A 25944-nucleotide genomic window follows, 5' to 3' on the forward strand; every position below is an offset into this window, starting at 1 on the left:
TTGTCCTTGCTTCCGTTTTTCAATTTAATTGCAATAATGATTATTTTTTTTATCTTTATTAATCGGTTTTTTTCTTAAATGCCACCTCCGGTCTTATCATATGTTTAAGTGTCCCCTTCTTTTATTCGGCCTTTTATGGTGCTGGTCGTTAAACGTGCTGGCGCAGGCACCTGTCGTCAGTTCATTTAGTCCCACTAAGGGGCCGGCAGGGACAAGTATTACCATTCAAGGCAATAATTTTAGCGCATCAGCCAGCGGTAACATTGTTTTTTTCGGAGCAGTTGCAGGTACGGTAACCAAGGCGGCGATTAACCAGTTAACAGTAACGGTTCCCGCGGGAGCAAGTTATGAACCCATATCTGTTTTAAATCTTACAAATAATCTGACGGGCTACTCCGCAGTGCCATTTGTAACCACATTTGCCGGGCCGCATAAAATTGCCACTAATGAGTTCGCACCACCGATCACGCTGCCATCCGGGGTATTAGTTGTTGCTACCAACCTCGTCGACCTGGATGGAGATGGAAAACCCGATCTGGTAGCTGCTTGTGCGAACAGCAATTTTCTTTCTGTCTATAAAAATATCTCGAAAAAAGGAAGCGTGGATGTAAATTCCTTCTCCCCTGAAATAGACATTCCTTTTAAAAACATTACACTCACCTATGCTACTACGGCTGATCTTGACGGAGACGGTAAATCAGATATAGTCATCAGCTATATCGGTTATACGGGCGCTGGCTTTGCCGTTTTGCACAATATATCTACTCCCGGGAAAATTTCATTTGACGATCCCGTGTTCTTTGAAAATAGTGTGCCGGTTTCGCTTGCGGTTGCAGATATCGATGGCGATGGGAAGCCCGACGTCATTGCCCTTACAAGCAGTTCGAACAAGGAAACGCTGTCCGTATTTAGAAATACGGCAACGTTCGGTAATATCACTGGCTCTTCCTTTTCAGCCAGGGTTGACCTTATTTCAAATTCAATAGCTACGTCAATAGCCGCAGGCGACCTTGACGGAGATGGTAAACCAGACATTGTCTTGGTAAACGGGAATAACACCTCTATTTCTTTGCTTCGCAACAGTTCCAGTTTGGCAAATATTGCCTTCGAGGAAAAGGTTGATTTTCAGGCACGTACTTCTCCGCAATATCTGTGCATAGGCGATCTGAATGGGGACGGAAAACCCGATCTTGCTTTAGCTGATTATTACCACACGGTATCGCTTTACCTGAATACGACGCAGGCGGGACCCTTTACTTCTTCGTCACTGGCAGCTAAGGTGGATATTCCAACAAATTCAAATCAAAGTGAAATTACTATGGCAGATATGGATGGCGATGGGATGCCAGATGTTTTAGTGGTTGGAACCGGTGGTGGAATAAATATTATTCATAATGCCACTATACCCGGCGCTAAAATATTGGCCTATGATTCCCAAACCACTGTGGATATTGGTTCGCTTAATGCTTTTTGTGTCGGTGACATCGATGGGGATGCTAAACCTGATCTTATTGTCGCCAATGACGGCGTTACAATATCTCAATATAACCCTCAATTTCCACCTGTAATTAATTCCTTTAAACCGGCTGCCGGAGCGGCAGGAACAACTGTAGTTATCAACGGCAGCAGTTTTAACGCGAATCCGGAAAGTGATAATGTCTATTTTGGGACCATAAAGGCCAGTATTACAAAAGCTTCAGCCACGCAACTTACTGTGATAGTTCCCCCTGGTGTTGGCTACCAGCCAATCTCCGTAAATAACACTGCAACCGGCCTTACGGGCCACTCAGCAACGCCGTTCATTTCTAAGTTTTCTTCCGAAAATGGGTTAATTTCCAGTGAATTCATCCTGAAAACAACGATCAAAGGAAATAATACACCAAATTCTATTGCCATTGGTGACATTGACGGCGACGGCAAACCGGACCTTGTGGCTACCTATTTTGAAAGCGATTCGTTATCGATTTACAGGAATATTTCGACAGCAGGAAACATAATATTTGCACCACCAGTCAATATCAAAACAAATTTAAATCCCAAAGGCGTAGCAATTGCAGATATGGATGGGGACGGCAAATCCGATATTCTTTTAATGATCTCCAATGGCGGGGATATAAATATTTACCTGAATCATTGTAGTTCCGGGAATATTTCTGCTGCATCAATTGCAGCTCCATACAAAGTTAATTACAGCGGATTTCAAACGGACTTTATTGTTTCGGATATTAATATCGATGGTAAACCGGACCTGGTTGTTGGCAATTCTGATAGAGGTTACCTTACACTGTTCCAAAATAACTCAAGCCCGGGAAACCTGTCTATAACTCCGTCTGCTACCATTAATACGGTTGCAGGTGCTGCCTCAACATTTTGCATTTCTGACTTAGACGGAGACGGAAGCCCCGACATACTAGTGGCAAACCAGGATAGTACTTTATCAGTATTCAGGAGCAAGATTTCTTTTGGTGATGACATTTGGGCTGGTAGTTTTGCTGCAGCACAGGTTTTTGGAGTTTCATACTATGTAACGAACGTAAGTGCTGCCGACCTAAACGCGGATGGCAAACCTGATGTTATCATTAACGTCATTCCGTACTTACCCAGCGGGGAAGGAGGTAACATGGTTTATTCGTTGCGCAATACTTCTCAGCCCGGCAGTATTTCATTTGCGCCCGCTATAACTAATGATGTCGGTCCGGGAACTGCCACTTACTCGACAGATGTCGACGGTGACGGAAAACCAGACATTGTACTTTATGGAGGAAGTGGTGTAACTATATTACGTAACAATTCCAGTACCAGTCAACTATTTTTTAACGCGAACGTCGATGTGCATATTTCAAGTTTTAACGGCTCCGCCATTTTTGCGGACCTGGATGGGGACGGCATCCCTGATCTAGTGACAAACGATCCGTCCGGTCATTCGATTAACGTTCTCCTAAACATTCTTCCTAAGAGTTCTCCCATTTTTCTTCCGCCGCCTGTTGTAAGTAATATAACACCCGCAGCGGCGAAGGTTGGTGCAACAATAAAAATTACCGGCAATAACTTTAACCAGAATGTTTCACAGAATCTCGTTTCATTCGGTGGGGTAATCGGAAAGGTTTCAAGTGCATCTGCCGGTAGCTTGACAGTCAAAGTTCCTCCCGGCGACCAATATTCACCGTTATCTGTATCAAATCTGTCAAATGGTTTAATGGGAATTTCAGGAATGGCATTTGATCCTGTCATTAGTCCGCCTCAAACACTTAGTCAAAGTAGTTATGGTACAAAAATTTATGCTACAATTGCACAGGTAACCACTGTTCCGGTCATTTGTGATGTAAACAATGATGGTCTTCCCGACATGGTCGCATTGACAAATTACAACAATTTTAGCGTTTTTCCCAGTGTCGGTTTGATAAGAGGTTTCGTTGGTATTGACATTCCATTAGAAAATGCAATGCAGGGTGTTGCGGTTAATGATATTGATGGGGATGGTAAACCTGACGGTATTGTATATGGTAATAGAGGAATAACGATATATTTAAACACTTCCACATCTTTGCAGATTAGCTTTAGCACGGGATTTAACCTGCCATATGGTGCGTCACATTTGACTACCGCAGACGTTGATGGTGACGGAAGACTTGATCTGATTTATAACAACGGGGCAACCGTATATTTCTTATTAAATCAATCTTCTGCCGCCAAAGTGATGTTTTCGTCACCGACAGCTATTTCTACTTCGGATGTTCTTTATTTTACAGTAAAGGATGTTGATGGCGATGGAAAGCCAGACCTGGTTATTTCAACAGACGGTACCGGTTCCTACCTGTCATACGCTTGTGTATTTTTAAATCAGTGCACACCTGGCAATATTTCGTTTTCCGGATTGTCTTATTTTTTTATTGGTCCGGGAGAAAGGGGCATAACGCTGGCCGATATGAATGGGGATAATATGCCGGATATAATTTCTTCTGATTTATTCGATTATCGGAAAGATATTACCACGCTGCAAAACACCTCAAAAAAAGGAGTGTTCTCGTTTTCGCCGCTGGCATCTTTTGATGTAACCGGAACAGCCAGTTTAATGCCCGGCCTGGCTGTTGGCGATATTGATGGTGATGGCAAGCCGGATGTTGCTGTTAATATTGGCGATGCGGGAAATGTAGCTGTGTTGCATAATAATTCGTCGGGTGGAAAAATAGGCTTCGACAGTCCCATAACCTACCCATTTGCTGCACATACGACAGGAATGAGGATCGCCGACCTTGACGGTGATGGCAAGCCGGAATTGTTCGCAGCTTTGAACGGCGTACAAGTGTTAACAAATGGTGACTTACTAAGGGTTATAACCACGCCGGATACCGGAATATACCCAGTGAAAAAAGGTGTGTCATTTATCGTTGATACTTTTGCAAAAATTAAAACAATCTATTCCGGGCCATTGATTTCAGCGACGGTATCTCTTTCAGAAAACTTCATGCCTGCTGAAGATTCGTTGGCTTACAAAGGAAATCCTAATATCACCACGGGTTACAATAAAAGTACCGGTGTATTAACATTAACAGGCCAGGTTTTTCCTGATAAATGGCAAAACGTCCTTGATTCGGTCGTATACGTAAACAAAAACAAATTATCTCCTGATACCAGTATACGAACGGTGAGTTTTGTTATCAAAGACGGAACGAATACAAGTGCTGCCGCCCTGAAGCGGATCAGGTTCGGGCCAGGTATTGAAAATGGCTTGCCGGTTCCTGTAATTGTAGCTAATGGGCCTACTGCCTTTTTAGACGGCGGCTCCGTATTGCTGTCGGCCAGCCCGGCAACAGGCTATACTTACCAGTGGGAAAGGAATGGGGTTAACTTGCCAAAAGCAACAGCTCCAACTTACTTGGTTGCTACAGGTGGCTCATACACCGTTAAGATATCGCTGGGAACGAAAACTGCTGAATCAGATACCACTTATATTAATACCCGGTTCGTGCTCCCGCCGGACAATTTTAAGCTAACAATAACCGGCGCAACTTGTGATGGCAGCAGCAATGGGTCCATAAAAATTGCCGCTGCCAAAGTCTTTAATTACGTAGCGAATATTTCAGGTAATGGAGTTAATGCACATCATTCATTCACAGATTCGGTATCCCTTAAAAATTTACAGGCGGGCAGCTATTCGGTCTGTATCACAATTACCGGGCAACCCGATTTTGAACAGTGTTTTACCGTAATGATAACACAGCCCAAGGAACTTTCACTTTATTCGACAGTAAATAGTGCCGATAACAGTATCAGTTTACAACTTGGCGGCGGCGATTTGTATAATATACAATTAAACAACATTAGCTATAATACTGCAAATAATACAATTACATTACCGCTTAAGCAAGGAAATAATGAATTGCTAGTTAGTACCGACAGGGCATGCCAGGGCTCAATCAAAAAGTTGATCAATAATTCCGGAGAGATAAGTCCATATCCCGTTCCTTTTGAAGATGTGTTATATCTAAATTTGGGGAATGCTAATATCAGCAATGTTGCTGTCGATATAACCAATACATTAAATGGCAGTCGTGTTTTTAGTAAACAATATGTCAATCAATCTGGCGTACTTAAGCTGAATGTATCCGGGTTAGCATCTGGTGTATACGCATTGCATTTAAACATGGGCAACACCGAAAAAATATTTAAGATATTGAAAAAATGAGACATGTATTACTTATAGTTTTCATTTTACTTTTCCTGGCCGGTTGTGGAGGAAAAAAAAACAACCCGGTACCGGATCCTTCTCCAGTGTTATTAACAACTCCCGCGCAGGACGAGGTCTGCACGACCGGAAATATCATTTCTTCAACAGAAAGTACAGTTTCATTTATTTGGGATGCTTCGGCCAATACAGACAGTTACGACCTTGTTATCACTGACCTGTTAACAAATAATCAAACTACAAAAACGACCTCTCAAACTCATTTTGAAGTCATTTTGACCAGGAACACTCCTTACTCCTGGTATGTTGTTTCCAAATCAGCTAAATCAGCGATCACTTCAAAAAGTGAGGTCTGGAAGTTCTATAATGCAGGCGCGGGAACTGTGTCGTATGCGCCCTTTCCTGCAGACATTATTTATCCGGCATTTGGTGAAGTTGTTTCATCGACTAATAATAAAATCAATCTTTCCTGGAAAGGAAGTTCTGTCACCCCTGCGTCAATCGCAAATTATGATGTCTATTTGGGGACGATCGGGGAAGTTGCCCTGGCTTATTCTGCTGTTAAAGACAGCTTTGTGAACGACGTTGTAATTGCGAAAGGGACTACCTACTATTGGCGGATTATCACCAGGGATACCAGCGGAAATACATCAGACTCCGGATTGTTCGCATTTACGGTGAAGTAGTTGTTGCTTTGATCTGTTGTTTTCCGAACGGCGACTCGCCGGGCGCACTTGGTTTTATGGTCTGGCTCAGAATTATTGGCGCCAATGGCCCTTAATTTTCAAGAAGGTGTCTGATCTGAACATTTCCCTTCTCTGATATGATTAGTCGAATTTTAATACCCTCCGGGGCAGCTTTCCAAATAAATTTGCACGGGGAGATGAATTGCCTCTTGCGCAAATTGCATTGTTCACGGATTTCAGGTTGCCATCAAATATGGTTCGCGTGCCGCACCTGGCGGTAAATTCAAATCCGACTTGACTTGATAGATCGCAGAATAGGGCGGGACAGGTGCCAATTAGCCAATTCCCGATTGGCTTAAACAAGGTGTCCACACATCCAACTGCCGCGTCTGTCTAAAAGAATTTCGGTTGAAATCTCAACCGCGCAAATTCCATCGTGTTGGCTTTGAGATGTATGCTAAAATTTTGATGGGGAGGGGTTTGGTGCTTGTCATGGTTCTGTCCGGCATTGGGCAACCTTTGTCCTGTGATCCGGCGGCAATGGGGCCGGCGGGAAATTCAAATCTTATGTTTCAGCATTTAACATGGCAGCAGTTTTTGGTCGCTGCATCGGTTTTGAGCCTGGTCTGGTACGGGGCGCTGGCTTTGTTTTACCGTAAACAGGTCCGGGAGGTATGGAGGGGGATGGTAAAAAGGAGCGCTCCGCTGCTTCCGGCCCGGAAGCCTGTCGGCACCGCGGAAATCAGCACGGGGGAGCCGGAGGGCCAGGAGGCGGAGCTGATGGGTAAGCCGGCGATGCCGGCGGGAATGTCCAGGGTATCGATGAACCTGTTCGGGTTTGCTGACCCGCTGGGAGCGGACGAGGATGCCGAAGAACGGCGTCAGCGGCAGCGGGGCCTTATCCCGGATGTGATCCAGGAACTGAAGAATATTTTTCATGTGCTCGAGACGGAACAGGGCGGCAAGGCGGAATTTACGGCGTTGTTCGGGCTGGTGAGCATGAAGTATCCGCAGATCCGGGGAACTGCTGACCAGGGTTACCTGAACGGGTATATCCGTGATCATGTGCTCTTCCCGATCTCGGACGCGGAACTGGATGCGCTCTGGGGCTGATGCGGTTCCCTGTTTGTGTGTGGTGTGAGCTTTTATGTGGTGTGTTTAGTTATTCTTTAATCTTATGAAATTCATTCAAAAAAAATACTGGTTTCTTTTCTCTTTCCCCCAGATCCTTTATCCAGCGAAACAGTCTGCTTTACTGAAGATGCTCTTGTTTGGCGCGACGCTGTTTATGGTCAATGATTGCCTGGCACAGGATGGCAATGCGGGTATTACCCAGGCGACGACGCAGGTCAAAAGTTATTTTGATTCGGGTTGTAATTTGATGTATGCGATTGGCGCGGTGGTGGGGATTATCGGCGCGGTAAAGGTGTTCAACAAGTGGAACGCGGGGGAACCGGATACGAATAAGGTGGCGGCTGCCTGGTTTGGCTCCTGCGTGTTCCTGGTGATCGTAGCGACAGTGTTGAAATCGTTCTTTGGTTTGTGATCGTATGCTGCCGTTGTATAGTTTGAGGTTTATTTTTTTAATTCCTCCCTTTAGGGAGGGTTGGGAGGGCTAATGAGTTCGGTATATCAGGTCAATAAGGGGGTGTCGAAACCCATTGTCTTCAGGGGGCTGAAGGCGCAGTATATCGCTTATTTGGCGGTGGGGTTGGTGGCGCTGCTGATCGCTTTCGCGGTATTGTATATCTGTGGGCTGGGGCTTTGGTTGATCCTGCCGCTGGTGCTGGGTACGGGTACAGGCTTGTTTGTTGGTGTGTTTAAGCTGAGTGCGCGGTTTGGGGAGCATGGGCTGATGAAGTTTTGGGCGGGACGGGCTTTGCCGGGGCATTTGGTGGTCAGCTCGCGTCAGGTGTTTGTTGGTTTGAAGGGAGGCCGTGATGGGGTATAGGGAAGCGGAACTGGCGGATATATTGCCCCTGGTGAGGGTGGAGAACGGCGCGATCCTGTCGGCCTTCGGCGATGTGACGATTGGCTTTAGGGCGGAGCTGCCGGAGATCTTTACGCTGTCTGACCGGGATTACGAGGCATACCACCAGGCCTGGGTGAAGGCGATCCGGCTGCTGCCGGAGAGCTGTATCTTTCATAAGCAGGATTGGTTCACTGAAGGTAAGTATCTGGCGGATTTTGAAAAGAACGGTGGAAGTTTTTTGTCGCATTCCAGCGAGCGGTTCTTTAACGAGCGGGAATATTTGGACCATAGCTGCTATATCTTCCTGACGCAAAAGCCGAAGGATCGGAAATTAGGTTCATCCGCATTTTCGAATTTGCTGCGGAAAGGGATCGTACCGCAGCAGGTGCTGGACGGGGCTTTGTATAAAGATTTCCTGGATGCAGCGGGCCAGTTTGTGCGGGTGCTGTCGGATAGTGGTTTTGTGGGATTGGTGCGGCTGGGTGATGATTTGCTGGCGGGTACGGAAGCTGTTGCCGGGGTGATCGAGCGGTATTGTTTGTTGGTGGCCGAAGGGGAGCGGCCGGGTTTGGCGGATATACGGATCCGCGACGGACTGCAGGTGGGGAACAAGGTTTGCGAGTTGTATACGCTCGCAGATGTGGCCGATCTGCCGCCTTTGTGCGGTTCGCGGATCAATTATGACCGGTATTCGATGGACCGGGCGAAGTTTAGTATCGGTTTCGCCTCGCCTTTGGGGCAGTTGCTGCCCTGTAACCATATCCTGAACCAGTATGTGTTTACCGGCAACGGGCCCGAAACGATCAAAAAGCTGGAGGCGAAGAAGCTGCGTTTGCAGAGCTTGTCGGGTTATTCGCGGGAGAATGCCATAGCCAGGGACGCGGTGAACGACTTTTTGAACGAGGCGATTGGTTCGCAGCGGCTGCCGGTCAAGGCACATTTCAATGTGTTGTGCTGGCGCGAGGATGCGGTGAAGGCCGGGGAGCTGAAGAATTTGGTGGGTTCGGCGATGGCGCAGCTGGACGCGGTGGCGCGTTTGGAAACAGTGGGCGCGCCGCAGGTTTGGTTCGCGGGGATGCCTGGCAATGAAGCGGATTTCCCGATGAATGAAACGTTTGACACGTTCGCGGAACAGGCCGCTTGTTTTTTTAACCTGGAGGCGAATTATAGAAGCAGCGTTTCACCTTTTGGGATCAGGATGGGTGACCGGCTGACGGGGCGGCCGGTGCAGGTGGATATCTCGGATGAGCCGATGCGGCTGGGTTATACGACCAACAGGAATAAGTTCATCATCGGGCCTTCGGGTTCGGGCAAGTCCTTTTTTACCAATCATTTGGTCCGGTCTTATTTTGAGCAGGGGGCGCACGTGGTGCTGGTGGATGTGGGCCACAGTTATAAGGGGCTTTGCGAGCTGGTGGGCGGGTATTACTTTACGTATTCGGAGGATGACCCGATCAGGTTCAATCCTTTTTACCTGGGTGAGGGTGATGTGCTGGATACGGAAAAGAAGGAAAGTATCAAGACGCTGCTGCTGGCTTTGTGGAAGAAGGATGACGAGGTGTTCCGCAGGTCGGAATATGTGGCGCTTTCCAATGCACTGACTGGCTATTTTGCGCATCTGGTGATACACCCGGATGTCTTTCCGTGCTTTAATACCTTTTACGAGTACCTGCGGGAAGAGTATGTGCAGGTGCTGTCGGGGAAGTCGGTGAAGGAAAAGGACTTTGACGTGCAGAATTTCCTGTATGTGCTGAACCCTTATTACCGCGGCGGGGAGTTTGATTATTTGCTGAATGCGCGGGAGAATTTGGACCTGCTGCACCAGCCTTTTATCGTGATCGAACTGGACAATATCAAGGACCACCCGATCCTGTTCCCGGTTGTAACGCTGGTGCTGATGGAAATGTTTATTTCCAAGATGCGCAAGCTGAAGGGGGTGCGTAAGTTGCTGCTCATCGAGGAGTGCTGGAAGGCGATTGCTAAGGAGGGAATGGCGGAGTACATCAAGTATTTGTTCAAGACGGTGAGGAAGTTCTTCGGCGAGGCGGTGGTGGTTACGCAGGAAGTGGAGGATATCATTTCTTCGCCTGTGGTGAAGCAGGCGATCATCAATAACTCCGATTGCAAGATCCTGCTGGACCAAAGCAAATACCAGAATAAGTTTGACCAGATCCAGGAGCTGCTGGGTCTGACCGATAAGGATAAGGCGCTGATCCTGTCGATGAACAAGGCGAACGACCCGAAACGGAGGTACAAGGAGGTGGCCTTTATTATGGGGCCGCTATCCCGGGTGTACCGGACGGAGGTGTCGCTGGAGGAATATTTGGCCTATACCACCGAGGAGAGCGAGCAGGTGAAAGTGCGGCAATACGCGAAAAAGTATGGCGGTATCCAAAAGGGTATTGCCGTGCTGGCGGAAGAGCTGCGGAATAAACATTAATTCTTTGTTATGAAAAGTTTGTTAATCATTATGGGCCTGCCACTGGTTTTGGCGGCCTGCCACAATCAATCGAAGCGGGTGCAGGATTTTATACCGGGTACCTATGTGAACGCGGCGAAGGGGGAGTACGGTGTAGCGAACGATACACTGGTCATTACGGCTGGCGGTGAGCTGCATTACCATTTGGTGTGGCGCACGGGCTACCGGGCATTGCGGGATGGTAAGCTATTGCCCAGGCGGCTGCGGGTGAAAAACTATGAGACGGTTTTTGACCCGGCGAAGCTGGAGCTGTCGGAACCGCAGAGCGGCCGGGTGTTCCGGTTTGACCGGGCACGCGGGGTGCTGCTGATCAACCAGGCGGTGTATAGAAAGCTTTAGCGTTTTTTAATCAATCAAATTTAGGGATCAATTTTTAATGTCGTTTTAACGGCAAGGAGGAGGCTTTGTGTCATTTTTTATGGAGAAGGTAAAGAAGTATATGGTGATCCTGCCGATATCGGCGGTGACGCTCTTCGTGGCGATCCCGCAGGGGGCGGATGCGCAGATCGTGGTCAGCCAGGTGCTGGGCGAGACGGTGGGCAGGGTGATCCGGGCCATCGACCTGGAGGTGCAGCGTTTGCAGAACCAGACGATCTGGCTGCAGGATGCGCAAAAGACACTGGAGAACCAGTTGTCGAAGCTGAAGCTGGCGGAAATATCTGAATGGTCGCAGAAGCAAAAGGACCTGTTCAGCGGCTATTACAGCGAGTTATGGGATATCAAAACGGCGATCGCTTATTATTCGCGGCTGACGGATTTGACGCAAAAACAGGTGCAGCTGGTCAATGCCTATCACCAGGCCTGGGGGCTGCTGAAGCAGGATAAGCATTTTTCGGCGGAGGAGCTGGCTTATATGGAAAGGGTGTATTCGGGCATCTTACAAGCGAGCGTGAGTGACCTCGACCAGTTACTGGCGGTGGTGCACGCGGGTAAAACGCAGATGCCGGATGCGAAACGGCTGGAGCTGGTGAACAAGGCGGCTGACCATATGGACAGCAATTACAATGACCTGCAAGCTTTTAACGCGCAGAACCAGCTATTGAGCATCCAGCGGGCGTCGGATGAGAACGAGGTGCTGACTTTAAAACGGTATTATGGGATCGAGTGAGGTGTTTAAGCGGAAAGGTAAAAGCTTAAAGATGAAAGGTTTGCCTGCTGTGCGGTGGATGGTCGGTTTGGGTGTGTTCCTGTTTTGCTTTGGTCTTTGTGTTTTCAGCTTTCAGCCCGCGCAGGCGCAGACCTTGGCGGAGTGGTTTTCTCAAAAGAAGACATTGGTAAAATACCTGGGGCAGCAGATCGCGGCTTTGGAGGCTTTTGACCGGGAAGTGAAACAGGGTTACGCGCTGGCGAAAAGTGACTGGGGGATGGTGGCGAATTTTAAGGATGGGGAACTCGGTTTACATAAGGATTATTATGCTGCGCTGCAGTTGGTTAGCCCGCAGGTAAAGGCGGCTACGGATGTGGCTTCGCTGCAATCGGAGGTGCAAAGTGTGGAAAGCCAGTTTAACGGCTTGAAGGGTTTGGCGGGGTTGTCGGCGGGAGAGCAGGCTTATGTAAACAGGGTAGGCAGCGGGGTGCTGGCGGCTTGCAATGCGGACCTTTCCGGCCTGCACACGGTGCTGTCGCCCGGCGGATTGTCGATGACGGATGCGGACCGGATGGTGCGGATCAACCGGCTTTCTGCCTCGATCAAAGATGCCTATCTGTTCAGCTGCTCGTTTTGTTCGGCGGTGCGTACACTGGTGGTGCAGCGGGGGAATAATGTGCATGATCCGGGAACATTAATGCGGTTGTATGGAACTGGGGATTAGGTGTTGGCCGGGGAATATGAGGCGAGGCCTGGTCTTCCTGGCGGGGCTGGCTGGTTTGTTTTTTGGCAGTATGGGCCGGGCCTCGGCGCAGAGTTCGGATATGCAGCAGCTGATCCTGGACATTGAGAAACTGACGCAGTTCAAGGCGATCCTGTCGGATATGAAGACGGGCTATACAATCCTGACGCAGGGCTATGGCGAAGTGAAGGATTTGTCGCAGGGGAACTTTAACCTGCATTCGGCTTTCCTGAACAGTTTGGAGGCGGTGAGCCCGGAGGTTAGAAAGTATGGGCGGATCGCGGATATCATCGCGAACCAGGCGCGTATCGTGTCGGAAGGGAAGGCGATGATGCGGACATATTCGGGTTCGGGGCATTTCAGTGCCGGGGAACTGCTGTATATGAACAACGTCTTTAACCAGTTGCTGAAGGGCAGCGTCGACAACCTGACCAACCTGGCGAATGTACTGACCGCGGGTACGCTGCGCATGAGTGATGCGGAGCGCTTGCAGCAGATCGACCAGTTGTATGACGATACGCAGCACAAGCTGGTGTTTTTGCGGTATTTCGATAACTCGGTGCAAGTGCTGCTGGTGCAGCGGCTGAAGGAACAAAATGACGCGGATGAATTAAAAAGATTTGCCCCCTAGCCCCCTGAAGGGGGAACAAAAAATTAATGTTTTTAATAATAGTGTATGAAAATATTGAAGATCAATGAAGTATTTAAAAGCTCCCCCTTTAGGGGGCTGGGGGGCTTGTTGTTGTTTTGGTTGATGCCTTCGTTTGCTTCGGCCCAGGACCTCACTTCGAGCTTACAGGGGATGCAGCCGGTGCTGAACAACGTCTATGACCAGATGATCCCCTTGTGTTCGGGTTTGATCGATGCGGCGCGGGGGATCGCGGGTTTTGCAGCCTTGTGGTATATCGCGTCGCGGGTGTGGCGGCAGATCGCGCATGCCGAGCCGCTGGATTTTTATCCTTTGTTAAGGCCCTTCGCGCTGGGGATGTGTATCATGCTGTTCCCGGCGGTGATCAGTTTGATGAACGGGATCATGCAGCCGGTCGTTGCGGCGACGGCGGGGATGGTGACGGACTCGAATAACAGTATCGCGCTGTTGTTGAAGCAGAAGGAGGATGCCATTAAGAATAGCAGTTCCTACCAAATGTATGTGGGCGATGACGGGAACGGCGACCGGGATAAGTGGTACAAGTACACGCACCCGGATGACCCGAATGATAACAACGAAGGGACGTTTTCGGCTTTGGGCAATGATATGAAGTTCTGGATGGATAAGCAGGCTTATAACTTTAAGAATAATATCAAGGAGTGGATGAGCGAGATCCTGCAGGTGTTGTACGCAGCGGCGATCCTGTGTATCAATACGATCCGGACGTTTTATCTGATCGTGCTGGCGATCCTTGGCCCTTTGGTATTCGGTTTTGCGGTCTTTGACGGGCTGCAGCATACGCTGACGCAATGGATCGCGCGCTATATCAATATCTTTTTGTGGCTGCCCATTGCCAATATCTTCGGCAGTATCATCGGTAAAGTGCAGCAGCAGATGATCCAACTGGATATTTCGCAGATCCATAGCTCGGGCGATACCTTCTTCAGCCCGACGGATACGGCTTACCTGATCTTTTTATGTATCGGCATTGTCGGCTACTTCTCGGTGCCGAGTGTGGCCAATTACGTGATCCACGCGCATGGGGGGAACGGTTTGCTGAACCGGGTGACAAGTGTGGCGGCAACAACGGTAAGTACGGCGACGAATACGGTGGTGAGCGGCGCCGCCGCTTTGGGCGGGCGCGGCGAGCAGTTCCGGAGTAATGTGCTGAACGCGCCAGCCGATTTTAAAGCGGGCTGGGACAGCGCGGGTTCGTCGCATCAAAAGGATAAGCTAAAAGGGTAGCCCCCCAGCCCCCTAAAGGGGGAGCAAATAGGGCAAAGTTTTTTAGGGTTTTATTATCAATTTTTTAATACGCCCCCTTTAGGGGGCTGGGGGGCTAGGCTTATGTTTCAACATTTCAAAAATATCGATACGGCTTTTAAGCATGTAAGGCTGTTCAGTTTCCTGCTGATCGCGGCTAACGTGTTTTGCGTGTGCTTTTGCATTTATAAAAGTTATGCGCTGGTGGACGCGGCGCAGAACAGGGTGCATATCCTGTATAACGGGAAGGTGCTGGAGGCGCTGGCGGCGGACCGGAAGGTGAATTTACCGGTAGAGCTGCGCGACCATATCAGGGTGTTCCACGAGGACTTTTTTACGCTGGTGCCGGATGACAAGGCGATCCAGGCGACGGTGACCAGGGCGTTTTACCTGGCGGACGAGAGTGCCAAGAGGGCCTATGATAACCTGCGGGAGGCGGGTTATTACAATAACCTGGTGTCTGGCAATATCGACCAGCAGGTGACGGTGGACAGTATCCGGCTGGGGATGGATAGCTATCCCTATGCATTTACCTGTTTTGCGACGGAAAAGCTGGTGCGCTCGAGCAGTACCGTGACGCGGCGTCTGGTGACGCAAGGGACGGTCAGCGACCTGAAATCGGAGACAGACAATAACCCGCATGGGTTCCTGATCCGCAATTGGGAGATCCTGCAAAACGATGATGTGAAAGGGGGGACGCCATGAGCTGGTTTGGGAGGCGACGGGTGAGGGTACCCCGGCAACCCACAGCGTTCTGGTCATGCCTGACCGGGGCATTGGAAAAACGACAGCGGCAGCTGGCGACTTACCTGGAACGGAAGACAGCCTATTGGGACCAGGGTTCGAAGCTTATGGCGCTGGTGGCGTTCTGCCTGGTCTTCGGTGGTTTGTCGCTTTGGTTGCTGATGAAGGCCATCAGCCATTTTTAATCATTTATGTATTAATCCAATCAATTATGAATTCAACACCGGAAGAAAGAAAACAAAAAATGCTGCTTTTTTTACCGCTGCTGGTTTTACCGTTCCTGGCGCTGGGCTTTTACGCGCTGGGCGGGGGTAAGGGCAACGGGCAATTAAGCGCGGCAGGTCCAGGCAGGGGTATCAATACCGAACTGCCGGGGGCCAGACTGGCTAAGGGAAAGGACGATAAGTACAGCCTGTACGAAAAGGCGAAAAGGGATTCGACGGCGGCGAATGCTAAAAGTTCAGCGGAGGTTTTTGCAAGTTTAGGTTGGGATACGGCTACGTTCAGGCACAACGAGGGAATGGGGGTGGCCAAAGTACGGAGCACCGGTGTGACCGGTTCAGGTAGTGCAACGGATAACGAAGCGAAGATCGCGGTAAAACTGGCGGAGATCAACAGGCAGATCAATGCGCCACCTGTGGTTACGCCGGTGACTGCGGCAGGTAGCCCAATTGCCGCCTCCACCGCTGAACTGGACCGGCTGGAAAAGCTGTTAAAGGAAAAGCAGGAGGCGGGTCCGCCTGACCCGCAGTTGCAGCAGCTGAATGGGATGCTGGATAAGCTCATGCAGATTCAGCACCCGGTTTCGGCGTTGGAAAAGCAGGCGGGGGAGGCTGCTGTCAAAGCGGCGGTAAAGGACTCGGCGTTCCGGGCCATTCCCGCGCTGATCGATGGTAACCAAAAAGTGTTGCAGGGCGGGATGGTCAGGCTGCGGCTGCAGGATACGGTGACGCTGGGTGGCATTAGCTACCCAAAGGGCCAGGTACTTTCCGGTTTGTGTGTGATCGCCAACCAGCGCTTGTTGCTGGAGATCAGGAATATCCGCCTGGGGAGTTCGATCATTCCGGTTAGTTTGACGGTGTTTTCGCTGGACGGGATGCCGGGCATTAACGCGCCGGAGGCGGAACTGGGGGAAGCGGCAGGCAACGGGACGGCAGGGGCGCTGGACAACATGGAGTTCCCGGGCATGGATGAATCGCTGGGGACGCAGGCGGCTGCGGCGGGGATCTCGGCGGCCAAAACGCTGATCGGGAAAAAGGTGCGGCGGGTGAAGGTGAAGCTGAAGGGCGGCGAAGCGGTCTTGCTGCGGAACAACCAAAGCGGGAGGCGCTGATGCTGTCGGTAGCGGAACTGGAGCAGGAGCTGGAGGAGTGCGGCTATGACGGTAACCGGATTGCGCGGGCGATCGCTGCCATGTATGACAGCGGCAGGCTGAGCTATGTGCACCAGACCGGTGCAAAGACGCCGGATCAAACCATTATTATGATGGAGCTGTCGGTGAGGTTCCACCCCGGGCACCGGTTCGAGGTCAAGGGCATGAAGGCCTGTTTGCTTACCGACCGGCTGGCACAATTTGGCCTGGAACCCGCAGAACGCCCGGATATCTGGCAGGCGTTCGCTGGTTTACCGACCATCGAGCAGGTGGTAAACAGCCTGCAGGGCATTATTAAGAACGAAGCATTAATTTTTAATCATTCCATACATCAAAATTTAAACAGTATGAATTTAAACAACCTGGAAAATCTAAAAGAGGAGCTAAAGCAATTGGGCTTTAGTCCGAAAGTCGCGGGCGAAATGGAAAAGCGGATGCAGGGCGGCGCGACCGATTTTGACCTGCATGACAAGGTCAGCGGCAACCGGAATGTCGACCTGACGCTGCATTTTAAACAGTCCAGCCAGTCGGAGTATTATTATTTAAATAAATATACCGTGGCGCTGAACACGGGTAAGCCGCTGGAGGAGGGGCAGAAATACATGGTGATCAGTCCGAACCCGCAGGAAGCGGGGAAGAACCTGGTGCGTTCGTTTGAAAACGTAAGTGCGGCGATCGGTTATTTTAAGGAGCAGCAGGGCAACAGCGAGCTGGCAGCCGGCAAGGATGCGGGGCATAAGGTGGAGCTGGCCAGGATGGAGAACGGTAAGGTCAATTATATCGCGAAGGACTTCCAGCGTACCTTTCGCATACCGGCGGTAACGCAAACCATTTTCGTAGACAAGGGCAGGGGCTTTACCGCGGAACAGGCCGCCAACCTGATCGAGGGGCGTGCTGTTTTTCGTGATGACCTGGTCAAGTTGGGCGGCGAGCAATACCAGGCCTGGATCAAGCTGGACAAGGACCAGCCCAAGGACAAATACCAGAATTTTTCAACGACCCAGTTTTCGGTGCCGCAATATGGCTTTGATTTGAAGGGGGTGCTGGAGAAATACCAGATCAGGGAAATGAACAGCCCGGAAAAGGCGGCGCAATTGCAAAAGACGCTGGAGAACGGCAACCGCCCCCTGGTTACCGTGGTCAGGGACGGGCAGGAAATGAAATTGCACCTCGAAACATCGCCGCGTTACAGCCAGGTCAATTTTTACCAGGAGGACGGCAAATCCGAAAAGCGGGAACAGTTCCTGAAGGAACCGGCGCTGGAACAGCAAATGAAGCTGGATAAAGGCAAGGGCCAGGCACAGGAAAAGGAAATGGCGGTGAATCGCTAAATCCTTTATATTTGCGGGCTTAAATTTTTAATTAATAGTATTATCAATTCAAATCATTTATCATGGACAAATTCAAAGAGGTCAAATCACTGCTGGACAATACGGAACAAGATGCCGAAGCTTTTTATGAAAAAGGCAATAAAGCCGCCGGCACCCGCTTAAGGAACGCGATGCAGCAATTGAAAGTGCTGGCGACGGATATCCGTAAGGAAGTGACGGATAAGAAAAACGCCGGTAAATAATTTGCAACTAAAAAAATTGTTGGTAAACATTGCCTGGGAGCCTGGTCGTCTGACCAGGCTTTCTTTTCTTGCAGGCTACTTCATCAGTTGGTCCTCGTCGACGAATAACTCGATCAACCCATATTCCAGGTCCCGCCAACCATAATCAAAGCAAAAATAAATAAGGTCATTATCGACTTTTTTGCAGCTGGTAAAGTACCTGAAATTGAATCCCTTCAGGTAGATCGCCTGTCGGTCCACTATCCGGAAGCTTTCACCCATGGGATTAAACTTCAATAGCAGGGCGTAATTTTTTTTAATTGTTTTCAGGATCTGTTCCCTGACATCTTCCCCAAACAGCCGGGCTTCATCCTTTCGCCTTTCCCGGTTGAATGCATTCCGGCAAATATCGCTGCAAAATCTTTTGTCTGAACGGCCGCCAAATAGCTCCCTGTTGCAATAATGGCAATGCCCGGCGTCAAATATCGGCATCTCTATCTGGTTGATTTACTAAACTATAAACGATCCGACCGGATATAATTGTTTTAAATCAATTGTTTTTTATGCCCTATCCATTTTTGTGGACAAAAATGAAACGATATGAGGGATAAAATTTTAGTTACCGAAAGCTTTTCCCACCTGGAAAAGTTTTACTTTTTTGATTTCATGGAAGCCGATAACGGCACCTTTTATATCAGTATCAGCAGGAGCGACCATAAGGGCGATGATACTTACCAACGCAGCGGCGTCGTGATCTTCCAGGAAAATTTCGAGTTTGCGATGGAGGCGCTTTCCTCCCTGTTCCGTACGGCGAGCCAGCAGATCGGCCAGTATGCCGCTGTTGAACGGGTTAACGGTATTAAGGCCTGGCACCCGGACAGCCGGCCCCGCGAAAAAATGATGGCTGGCGGGAGAACAGCCATGACAGATGCGGAATTGCTGGCGATGCTCATCGGCAGCGGGACGCCCAATGAAACGGCGGTCGGACTGGCGGCGCGGATACTGGCCAGCATCGATCATGACCTCAGCCGGCTTGCGGTGATCACGATGGAGGCGTTGTGTGTGTTTAAGGGCATGGGCCGGGCGAAGTCATCAACCATTATTGCTGCAATGGAGCTGGGTTTGCGGATCGCGGCCCTTCACAATAAGAGGGTTTGGTTAAGCGCCATCAATAACTAAGGGTATTTAGCCAGGCCAGCAGTTCCAGCCGCTTTGCTTCGCTCAGCCGCTTCACTGCGGGTTGGGAAGCCTGGGCTCCGTCGCTTCGCCCGGCAGTTCACTGCCGTTCACAGCTGGGCTGGCGACAATCACCCATACTTCCTTTTGGCTGTTTTTTTAGGTTTTTATAGCGCTTATTTACCATGTCCAGGATACTCCACTGGCTTTTTCGCAAGCAAAGTTCTGAACGCCGGATCAGCCCGTCAAGACCAGGCCCTGCGGGTTTGCCGGAAAAAAATCTCCACACCTCGCTGCGCTCGGGTCGTATTTTTTTCCGCAAAGTCTTGCCGGGCTGACCGGCTTTTTCAGGTGAGGGTGCTTACAAAAAGCCACCGGAGGCATGTGCCGACGGGAATTAAAAAAAGTAAGCAGCATGAACACGAAAAAAAGCAGGGAGCCACCGAAGGCGGCGGGTCAAACGGAAAATAAAACCTTATCCGTGAACGAGTAAAACACAATTTAAAACATTTTAAAATTAAAGTTATGGAAACGAAAGTAAAGGAAGTTGTAAAGAACGGGGTAGCAGTTAAAAAGGAAAACCCGGTTACCGTTGAAAATAAGAACCCCCAGTTTGTGGCGGGGAACCCGGTGAACAGGGATTCGGCGAAAGTTGAACAGCAGCCCGAACCCGCTAAAGAGGCGCCAAAGGCGGAACAAGCCCAATCAGCGCAGGTTAAAGCAGCAGTACCACAGCCGGAACAGGTAAAACCGGGGGATAAAAAGCCGGTGCTGAATTTGGACGGTACGTTGAAGCTGGTGGAGGAGCTGCACCGCAAAAAGATCCAGCGGGATAAGTTATTGGAAACCATTGATAATTTGGAGGGCTTTGAATTCGATTTGAAGGAGGAGGCGGACGAAACGGGCGGTAATATCTACCAGGGCTGTGCCCTGACCATCACCGATGATAAGCGCCAAACTTTCACCACCAAGAACCCGACTATCATCTGGACAGTCGCCCAGATGGTGAACCGGCTTTGCGTGGATAAATTGGCCGAAATCGAATCAGGTATCCAAATACCTGCATAGTTGTTCAATGGTTACGCCCCCGGGGTTGAAATTGCCGGGGGCGTATTGCTAAGATAGTACATCTTAAAAGCTAAGACAATGATACAGTTATTTATAGAACTCACCGACCAAATATTTTGGGAGGGGTACGCCGGGGAACTGGCAAAGGATAACCCTGCCGTGTTCCAATTGGAACTGGCGGATTTTATGAACGCTTATAACGGGTAAGGCCATGTACGATACGGTTTATTTTTTGGTGAAGGCCACGATCAAAACGACGCATAAAACCGTCCATGAGGCCATAAACGAGGTGCAGGAAAAATCCACCTGTACCATCAGCGATACGGGCAGGGTCAAAATCTGCAAACTGGAATTGATGAAATATAAACTTAAAACGAAGTAAGATGCACCATATAAATTATAACGAACGCACTGAAAAATACAGTTTTTTCAGTGTAAGGGAAAAAGCCTGGCACGGCTTGGGGCAGGTCATCAGCGATTACCCGACCAGCGCCGGGGCGCTGGTCCATGCGCAACTGGATTATACCGTTGAAAAACGCAATTTATTTACCTGCGGTGATGGGAGCACTGCCGGGGCAACTGATCCTGACGGGATGTTGGAGGGGCGGATTGCTGTCCCGGATTATTACGCCACCGTACGCACCGATAACAACAAAGTTTTAGGTGTAGTTGGCAGGGATTACGAAGTGGTGCAAAATGTCGATGCCTTCACGTTTTTCGACAGTATTGTAGGCGGAAGGGACGGCATATTATACGAAACAGCGGGGGCACTGGGTAATGGCGAGCGGATATTCATCACGGCAAAATTGCCCGATTACATCCGGGTGGGGCGGAACGATTGTATCGAAAAATATTTGTTCCTCACGACTTCGCATGATGGCACGGGGAGTATCAATATTGCATTTACCCCGGTGCGCATCGTTTGCCAAAACACCCTCCATGCTGCTTTGCGCGGGCAAATCAACTGCATAAAGATCAGGCATACCGCCAGTGCAACCGATAAATTGAAGGAAGCTTATAAAATGCTGCAAATCACCAACCAGTTAACGGTGGAACTGGAAGCAATTTATAACCGCTGGTCGAGGGTTAAAATTTCCGACCCCGAGCTCAAACGGCTGTTGCAGATGGCAATGTGCCCCAACAGGGAAACTTTTGAAAGCCTGCGTTTGGGTAAGGATGAATTATTGTCGGGCCATTTCAATAACATCATCAGCGGTGTCTTTGATTATGCCATGACCAGCCCGACACAACAGGTGGAAACGACCAGAGGTACACTCTTCGGCGCGTACAATGCCGTTACGGGCTATTTCCAAAACGTACGTAATTTCAGGGATGAGGAAGCCAAATTCAAATCCATCATGTACGGTACAGGTTTGCAGAAAAGCCAAACCGCCTTTAACCTTTGCGCCGATTTCGCCAAGCATGGCAAGCTGCTGCTTAATTAACACAAAGGGGGAGCAATCCCCCTTCACAACCTTTGAGCTGCCTCATTATAAAATATACGGTGGTGCAGACCGGCCATCAGGGTAACCCGGGTCGTGTAATTGTAGGGTCTCTGAAGACTGGAAAAAAAGCAAAATCCCTGCAAATAGTTTTAATGTTTTCCTTCCGCATTAACGGTGCCTGCCCTCCCGGGTGCACTGCGTTTTTTCCGCGCGCCAAGTGTCTCTGCAACTTTTAGCGACTTAAGATAAGTGCTTGTTAACAGGATTGTCAATACCAAACCTGCTCACGGCGCACCTTGTTGCCTATGGCAACAAAACAAACAGGAAATACTGCTTCAAGTGCAGTAACACCACAAATTATTGCTCCAAAACTTTCGGAGAGTGAGCAGGAATTATTAAATTTAATAGCGGAAATAGCAGTTCAGATCATTATAAAGACTACCGAAAATGAATGCAATAGGATACATAAGGATAAGTAAGCGGGATCAATCCAATTATTCATTGGAGTTCCAGGAGGACAGGATAAGGGAATATTGTACCAGGAACAAGGTTGACCTGGTTGCTATTTATAAGGATGATGGTGAATGCAGCTATTCATTTGACCGTCCGGATTATTTGGCGCTGGAAGCCTTTATCAAGGCACATAAGGGGAAGGTACAGTACCTCATCATTTGGGACCATGACCGGTTTAGCCGTAACCTGCCCGAGGCCCTGACCAAAATTGAGCAGCTTGAAAAAAAATACGGCATGAAGGTGCTGGAATGCGCAGAACCGCTGGATCTCGATACCTCAGATCCCAACGTGTTTATCAGCAGGGCATTTAAATATTTGATGGCCAATGCTGAACTGTTTCGGATACGTAAGCGTGTGAAAAATGGCATTCGCCAGGCCCAGCAGTCCGGCCGGTTTGTTCATGTCGCGCCATTTGGTTACATCAATTCACGTGATGGCAGTGGCAGGAGCATGCTGCTGATCGATGAATCCAAGGCGTTTATCATTCAGAAGATATTCAGGGATTACCTGAATGGGGTCCCGAAGTTTATCATCCATGCGGACGCCCGGCAGCTGGGATACAATGTCAACGGGAGCAGCGCGATCGCCCGCACCCTTTCCAATCCAACTTATGCGGGCCTGGTTAAGGTCGCCGCCGATAAGGCTGAACCGGAGCGTGTTGTTAAAGGCGTTCACCAGGCAATCATCAATGAGGACCAGTACTGGCTTGTCCAGGAAAAGCTGGGCATAAAGCGTGTTGCGAAATCTCAACCCAAGGAAGAATTTATTTTGCGCGGGGTGATCGTAAGTCCATGCTGCGGTTCCCTGATGACCGCGGGATGGTCGAAGGGAAAGAGCCGGTATTATTTATACTATCGTTGTGTCCGGCACAATAATGTGAATATTCCCGGTAAAGTGATGCATGAAAAATTTGAGCAGCTAATTGCCCACCTGGATTTTACCGGGGAACAACTGGCTTATCTTATTTCGAAAATGAAGGCTTCGATAAATGAATCCGGCTCGGTAAGGCTGCAACAGCAGCAAGCAAAGGAGAAAAATCTCGCGGAAATTGAAAAAAAGATCGATAAACTGGAGGAGAGGTTGATGAATGATGAGATCGAGTCGGATACGTATAAAAAATATTTTAAGAAATTTAACAGCGAGAAAATGGTATTAAAGGAAGAGATCAATCATTTGAAGGCCGGGAATAGCGAGTTAATGACGGCTCAATTTGAGCAGATGAAACACTTATTGTGCATTTCAGCTATATTCAAAAAAGCCGAAATCAGCCAGCAGCATGTTTTTTTAAAGCGGGTGTTCAAACATAGTCTCACGTTCATTGAAGGGGTATTTAGAACACCCTGGATACATTCGTTGTTCGAGCATAACTTGTTGATTATGAAGCAAAAAAGGCTGCTCTTTTTAGAGCAGCCTGATGGTAATTTTGGCGGAATCCCGCGTGGTGGAGCCGGAGGGATTTGTATTGCCCGTGTACCGCGCTGATATTCAATATTTTATAATGGCTTAATTTCTTACTCACCGAAACACTCACCACTTTTTTGAGTACAGATTAATTGCAAATCTTATGATATAAAGATACGAAATTTTGAATTGCTATCCAATCATTGAATGGTATTTTATTAATGCATTGTATAGGCTCAACCTCGATATATTAATTAATAAATTAACTTTGATATGGTAGCCATATTCTATATACCAAACTGATAGTTACTGTTTAACGCCTATAAAAATAGCTTAATATTAATGTAATGAGTGAAAGTTACTATGTTTATATACTCTTTGATCCAAGAAACGGACTTCCTTTTTATGTTGGAAAAGGAACTGGAAAGAGATATACAAATCACGAAAAAGAATTTGTAAAACAAAAAGAGTATTATTCTAAAATATATTCCGTGCCAGAAAAAATGTTCTCATTAAAACATAAAGTTTTTTACGAATTGGAACATCAAAACCTTTCATGCGATTTTAAACTTATTGAAGGACTGAATGAGGATGATGCTTTATTGTTAGAACACGGACTAATTGCGTGGTTTGGAAGAAAAATATGCGGAAATGGAATATTAACTAACCTCTTATGCGGCGGCAAAAAAGGCGAGCTGTATTTTGATGATGAGCAATTAGTTAGATTAATTGAAAGAGAGGATTTGCAAAGGGAAATTCGGAAATATAAAAAAACGAGTACAAATTGGATTGCGAGAACCCTCTACTTCTACAACAACGATCAATTGGGTTATCCGTTTAAAGAGTTAAATATTGATTGGTTATATCAGTATCATGGATGTTATCAAAATTTCGCGATAAAGGTAATTGACATACTGAAGGATTACGATTCTGTGATTACTCCTTTTTATTGGGTACGAAAAGTACAAAAGAAGAAATTTGAAGAGGACAATATTTACCTTATGGAAGAAAGTGTAGAATTAATCGAAGGAACAAATATTGGTTTGAAGGATTTTGAATATTATAAAAATGAATACAGAAGGTTATGTTTTAAAGATTAGCGGATGGACGACAGCAAATTCCATATATGAAATTTTTATTTTGTAGTCTATTGTTGAAAATAAAAGCTTTAAACGTGTAGTTCGATATATAAAACAGAACAAACTTTATGCAGCAAATTTCTAAAAAACACCATTATATTCCACAATTTTACCTTAAGAACTTCACTAACGATGAAAATAAATTTCATATTTATCTAACTAAAGAGAACCGATATAAGGCAAATGGAAAGCTTTTTTCTCCTGAAACTCATTTTTTTGAGAAAAATGGGAACACCCTAATTATAAAAGATGAACCAACGGATTTCTTAGAGACAGATTTTTACGGTGATTTAGACAATGATGTTGCCCAGCTATTTAACAAAATTAGATATTCAACCGAAGAGCGCCACGGATTGACGGAAGCAGATATGCCAATGTTACAGTTCTTTGTGGCTCATTTGTTTTGGAGAAATCCAAGCAATGATAAGTTTGTAAAAGATTTATTGGAAAGAAAAGGGTTAAGCGGACTCGGACTAAATATAAGTGATACGAATACCAAACAAATTTTATTAAATTCCCAATTTGAAAAAGATATTGTAGAAAACGAAAGTTCTTACAAGATAATCAAATATTGGTTGCCGTTTATTCTTTTTCAGAACTTAATCGGTAGTAGCTCTCCATTGACAATCTTGCGTTTCGACCCCGGCGGAAAGCCGTCTCTAATATGTGACAATCCGTTAATTTTACGAAATCCACAAGATTTTGATGTGTATAAAGATGATTTTATATTGCCACTTAACGGCGATAAAGTGTTAATCAGAACTAAGAAAATAAAACCACTATACCAAAATCAAGATAGAGTTCTTATTGATCTCTTGCTAATTAAGCAAGCGAATAATTTTATTAGTACAACAGATATGCGGTATATTACCCAACTTAATGAAATAAAAAAAGATATAAATATAGATGAGCTAAGACGGCAAGTTTTCGCACGTTTTACTGAATGATAATAAATATAACATACAAAATC

General features: G+C 47.8%; 26 protein-coding genes. 25 read left to right on the forward strand and 1 reads right to left on the reverse strand.

Annotation, left to right across the window (positions count from 1 at the left end):
- Positions 1 to 100 precede the first annotated feature (100 nt).
- The 16 genes from KXD93_RS22545 to KXD93_RS22620 all read left to right on the forward strand — a co-directional run bounded on the left by KXD93_RS22545 (position 101) and on the right by KXD93_RS22620 (position 18253).
- Positions 101 to 5686, forward strand: coding sequence for an FG-GAP-like repeat-containing protein (locus KXD93_RS22545; protein ID WP_258139635.1), 5586 nt, complete (start codon positions 101 to 103; stop codon positions 5684 to 5686).
- Entirely contained in the window at positions 5683 to 6372 is a 690-nt protein-coding gene (locus tag KXD93_RS22550) for a hypothetical protein (protein ID WP_258139636.1), read from the forward strand. Before KXD93_RS22545 ends, KXD93_RS22550 begins: the two co-directional genes overlap by 4 nt.
- Positions 6373 to 6780: 408 nt before the next feature.
- On the forward strand, positions 6781 to 7485 hold the full coding sequence (locus KXD93_RS22555) for a hypothetical protein (RefSeq protein WP_258139637.1): 705 nt from the start codon (positions 6781 to 6783) through the stop codon (positions 7483 to 7485).
- Between the two features lie 148 nt (positions 7486 to 7633).
- Complete coding sequence (locus KXD93_RS22560) at positions 7634 to 7918, forward strand: DUF4134 domain-containing protein (protein ID WP_258139830.1); 285 nt, start codon at positions 7634 to 7636, stop codon at positions 7916 to 7918.
- 72 nt (positions 7919 to 7990) lie between these two features.
- Positions 7991 to 8323, forward strand: coding sequence for a DUF4133 domain-containing protein (locus tag KXD93_RS22565; RefSeq protein WP_258139638.1), 333 nt, complete (start codon positions 7991 to 7993; stop codon positions 8321 to 8323).
- Positions 8313 to 10784 carry a TraG family conjugative transposon ATPase gene (locus KXD93_RS22570; RefSeq protein ID WP_258139639.1) on the forward strand — a complete coding sequence of 824 codons (2472 nt, stop codon included), beginning with the start codon at positions 8313 to 8315 and terminating at the stop codon, positions 10782 to 10784. The genes KXD93_RS22565 and KXD93_RS22570 overlap by 11 nt, the downstream gene beginning before the upstream one ends.
- 9 nt (positions 10785 to 10793) lie before the next feature.
- A complete protein-coding gene (locus tag KXD93_RS22575) occupies positions 10794 to 11162 on the forward strand; it encodes a hypothetical protein (RefSeq protein WP_258139640.1) in 369 nt (122 codons plus the stop codon).
- 79 nt (positions 11163 to 11241) lie between these two features.
- Complete coding sequence (locus KXD93_RS22580) at positions 11242 to 11931, forward strand: conjugal transfer protein TraI (protein ID WP_258139641.1); 690 nt, start codon at positions 11242 to 11244, stop codon at positions 11929 to 11931.
- Positions 11918 to 12634 carry a hypothetical protein gene (locus KXD93_RS22585; protein ID WP_258139642.1) on the forward strand — a complete coding sequence of 239 codons (717 nt, stop codon included), beginning with the start codon at positions 11918 to 11920 and terminating at the stop codon, positions 12632 to 12634. The genes KXD93_RS22580 and KXD93_RS22585 overlap by 14 nt, the downstream gene beginning before the upstream one ends.
- 16 nt (positions 12635 to 12650) lie before the next feature.
- Complete coding sequence (locus KXD93_RS22590; protein ID WP_506546845.1) at positions 12651 to 13283, forward strand: TerB family tellurite resistance protein; 633 nt, start codon at positions 12651 to 12653, stop codon at positions 13281 to 13283.
- Between the two features lie 45 nt (positions 13284 to 13328).
- Positions 13329 to 14546 (forward strand): conjugative transposon protein TraJ, encoded by a 1218-nt coding sequence (traJ, locus tag KXD93_RS22595; RefSeq protein ID WP_308726303.1) that lies wholly within the window; start codon positions 13329 to 13331, stop codon positions 14544 to 14546.
- A gap of 102 nt (positions 14547 to 14648) precedes the next feature.
- On the forward strand, positions 14649 to 15269 hold the full coding sequence (gene traK / locus KXD93_RS22600; RefSeq protein ID WP_258139644.1) for a conjugative transposon protein TraK: 621 nt from the start codon (positions 14649 to 14651) through the stop codon (positions 15267 to 15269).
- 20 nt (positions 15270 to 15289) lie between these two features.
- Positions 15290 to 15493, forward strand: coding sequence for a hypothetical protein (locus KXD93_RS22605; protein WP_258139645.1), 204 nt, complete (start codon positions 15290 to 15292; stop codon positions 15491 to 15493).
- Positions 15494 to 15519: 26 nt separating this feature from the next.
- Entirely contained in the window at positions 15520 to 16641 is a 1122-nt protein-coding gene (traM, locus tag KXD93_RS22610) for a conjugative transposon protein TraM (RefSeq protein WP_258139646.1), read from the forward strand.
- Positions 16641 to 18011, forward strand: a complete 1371-nt coding sequence (locus KXD93_RS22615) for a hypothetical protein (protein ID WP_258139647.1) — start codon at positions 16641 to 16643, stop codon at positions 18009 to 18011. Before traM ends, KXD93_RS22615 begins: the two co-directional genes overlap by 1 nt.
- 62 nt (positions 18012 to 18073) lie before the next feature.
- Positions 18074 to 18253 (forward strand): BF3379 family histone-like protein, encoded by a 180-nt coding sequence (locus KXD93_RS22620; protein ID WP_258139648.1) that lies wholly within the window; start codon positions 18074 to 18076, stop codon positions 18251 to 18253.
- Positions 18254 to 18328: 75 nt separating this feature from the next.
- Here the strand turns inward: KXD93_RS22620 and KXD93_RS22625 are convergent, their stop codons facing one another.
- The gene (locus KXD93_RS22625) at positions 18329 to 18724 is read right to left on the reverse strand and encodes a hypothetical protein (protein WP_258139649.1); all 396 of its coding nucleotides are present in this window, start codon (positions 18722 to 18724) and stop codon (positions 18329 to 18331) included.
- 108 nt (positions 18725 to 18832) lie between these two features.
- On the opposite strand from KXD93_RS22625, the gene KXD93_RS22630 reads away from it, so the two are divergent.
- The 9 genes from KXD93_RS22630 (at position 18833) to KXD93_RS22670 (ending at position 25921) form a co-directional block, all read left to right on the forward strand.
- Positions 18833 to 19411: a UPF0758 domain-containing protein gene (locus KXD93_RS22630; RefSeq protein ID WP_258139650.1), complete on the forward strand. Its 579-nt coding sequence runs from the start codon at positions 18833 to 18835 to the stop codon at positions 19409 to 19411.
- 522 nt (positions 19412 to 19933) lie between these two features.
- On the forward strand, positions 19934 to 20476 hold the full coding sequence (locus KXD93_RS22635) for a hypothetical protein (RefSeq protein ID WP_258139651.1): 543 nt from the start codon (positions 19934 to 19936) through the stop codon (positions 20474 to 20476).
- A gap of 78 nt (positions 20477 to 20554) precedes the next feature.
- Entirely contained in the window at positions 20555 to 20683 is a 129-nt protein-coding gene (locus tag KXD93_RS22640; protein WP_258139652.1) for a hypothetical protein, read from the forward strand.
- 4 nt (positions 20684 to 20687) lie between these two features.
- Entirely contained in the window at positions 20688 to 20858 is a 171-nt protein-coding gene (locus tag KXD93_RS22645) for a hypothetical protein (protein ID WP_258139653.1), read from the forward strand.
- Position 20859: 1 nt separating this feature from the next.
- A complete protein-coding gene (locus KXD93_RS22650; RefSeq protein WP_258139654.1) occupies positions 20860 to 21921 on the forward strand; it encodes a DUF932 domain-containing protein in 1062 nt (353 codons plus the stop codon).
- 305 nt (positions 21922 to 22226) lie between these two features.
- Positions 22227 to 22400, forward strand: coding sequence for a hypothetical protein (locus KXD93_RS22655; protein WP_258139656.1), 174 nt, complete (start codon positions 22227 to 22229; stop codon positions 22398 to 22400).
- Positions 22369 to 23916, forward strand: a complete 1548-nt coding sequence (locus KXD93_RS22660) for a recombinase family protein (RefSeq protein WP_258139657.1) — start codon at positions 22369 to 22371, stop codon at positions 23914 to 23916. The genes KXD93_RS22655 and KXD93_RS22660 overlap by 32 nt, the downstream gene beginning before the upstream one ends.
- 266 nt (positions 23917 to 24182) lie before the next feature.
- Positions 24183 to 24935: a GIY-YIG nuclease family protein gene (locus KXD93_RS22665; RefSeq protein WP_258139659.1), complete on the forward strand. Its 753-nt coding sequence runs from the start codon at positions 24183 to 24185 to the stop codon at positions 24933 to 24935.
- A gap of 107 nt (positions 24936 to 25042) precedes the next feature.
- Positions 25043 to 25921, forward strand: a complete 879-nt coding sequence (locus tag KXD93_RS22670; protein ID WP_258139661.1) for a DUF4238 domain-containing protein — start codon at positions 25043 to 25045, stop codon at positions 25919 to 25921.
- The last annotated feature ends 23 nt before the right edge of the window (positions 25922 to 25944 follow it).

Source organism: Mucilaginibacter phenanthrenivorans, assembly GCF_024721155.1.
GTDB classification, from domain to species: Bacteria; Bacteroidota; Bacteroidia; order Sphingobacteriales; family Sphingobacteriaceae; genus Mucilaginibacter; species Mucilaginibacter phenanthrenivorans.

Bases quoted from the DNA above. Each gene is read 5' to 3' on its own strand.
- KXD93_RS22560 (WP_258139830.1), top strand. From the start codon at position 7,634: ATGCTCTTGTTTGGCGCGACGCTGTTTATGGTCAATGATTGCCTGGCA.
- KXD93_RS22665 (WP_258139659.1), top strand. From the start codon at position 24,183: ATGAGTGAAAGTTACTATGTTTATATACTCTTTGATCCAAGAAACGGA.
- KXD93_RS22655 (WP_258139656.1), top strand. From the start codon at position 22,227: ATGGCAACAAAACAAACAGGAAATACTGCTTCAAGTGCAGTAACACCA.
- traM (WP_258139646.1), top strand. From the start codon at position 15,520: ATGAATTCAACACCGGAAGAAAGAAAACAAAAAATGCTGCTTTTTTTA.
- KXD93_RS22615 (WP_258139647.1), top strand. From the start codon at position 16,641: ATGCTGTCGGTAGCGGAACTGGAGCAGGAGCTGGAGGAGTGCGGCTAT.
- traK (WP_258139644.1), top strand. From the start codon at position 14,649: ATGTTTCAACATTTCAAAAATATCGATACGGCTTTTAAGCATGTAAGG.
- KXD93_RS22575 (WP_258139640.1), top strand. From the start codon at position 10,794: ATGAAAAGTTTGTTAATCATTATGGGCCTGCCACTGGTTTTGGCGGCC.
- KXD93_RS22565 (WP_258139638.1), top strand. From the start codon at position 7,991: ATGAGTTCGGTATATCAGGTCAATAAGGGGGTGTCGAAACCCATTGTC.
- KXD93_RS22570 (WP_258139639.1), top strand. From the start codon at position 8,313: ATGGGGTATAGGGAAGCGGAACTGGCGGATATATTGCCCCTGGTGAGG.
- KXD93_RS22545 (WP_258139635.1), top strand. From the start codon at position 101: ATGTTTAAGTGTCCCCTTCTTTTATTCGGCCTTTTATGGTGCTGGTCG.
- KXD93_RS22635 (WP_258139651.1), top strand. From the start codon at position 19,934: ATGGAAACGAAAGTAAAGGAAGTTGTAAAGAACGGGGTAGCAGTTAAA.
- KXD93_RS22630 (WP_258139650.1), top strand. From the start codon at position 18,833: ATGAGGGATAAAATTTTAGTTACCGAAAGCTTTTCCCACCTGGAAAAG.
- KXD93_RS22625 (WP_258139649.1), bottom strand. From the start codon at position 18,724: ATGCCGATATTTGACGCCGGGCATTGCCATTATTGCAACAGGGAGCTA.
- KXD93_RS22660 (WP_258139657.1), top strand. From the start codon at position 22,369: ATGAATGCAATAGGATACATAAGGATAAGTAAGCGGGATCAATCCAAT.
- traJ (WP_308726303.1), top strand. From the start codon at position 13,329: ATGAAAATATTGAAGATCAATGAAGTATTTAAAAGCTCCCCCTTTAGG.
- KXD93_RS22650 (WP_258139654.1), top strand. From the start codon at position 20,860: ATGCACCATATAAATTATAACGAACGCACTGAAAAATACAGTTTTTTC.
- KXD93_RS22580 (WP_258139641.1), top strand. From the start codon at position 11,242: ATGGAGAAGGTAAAGAAGTATATGGTGATCCTGCCGATATCGGCGGTG.
- KXD93_RS22585 (WP_258139642.1), top strand. From the start codon at position 11,918: ATGGGATCGAGTGAGGTGTTTAAGCGGAAAGGTAAAAGCTTAAAGATG.
- KXD93_RS22670 (WP_258139661.1), top strand. From the start codon at position 25,043: ATGCAGCAAATTTCTAAAAAACACCATTATATTCCACAATTTTACCTT.
- KXD93_RS22645 (WP_258139653.1), top strand. From the start codon at position 20,688: ATGTACGATACGGTTTATTTTTTGGTGAAGGCCACGATCAAAACGACG.
- KXD93_RS22640 (WP_258139652.1), top strand. From the start codon at position 20,555: ATGATACAGTTATTTATAGAACTCACCGACCAAATATTTTGGGAGGGG.
- KXD93_RS22550 (WP_258139636.1), top strand. From the start codon at position 5,683: ATGAGACATGTATTACTTATAGTTTTCATTTTACTTTTCCTGGCCGGT.
- KXD93_RS22590 (WP_506546845.1), top strand. From the start codon at position 12,651: ATGAGGCGAGGCCTGGTCTTCCTGGCGGGGCTGGCTGGTTTGTTTTTT.
- KXD93_RS22620 (WP_258139648.1), top strand. From the start codon at position 18,074: ATGGACAAATTCAAAGAGGTCAAATCACTGCTGGACAATACGGAACAA.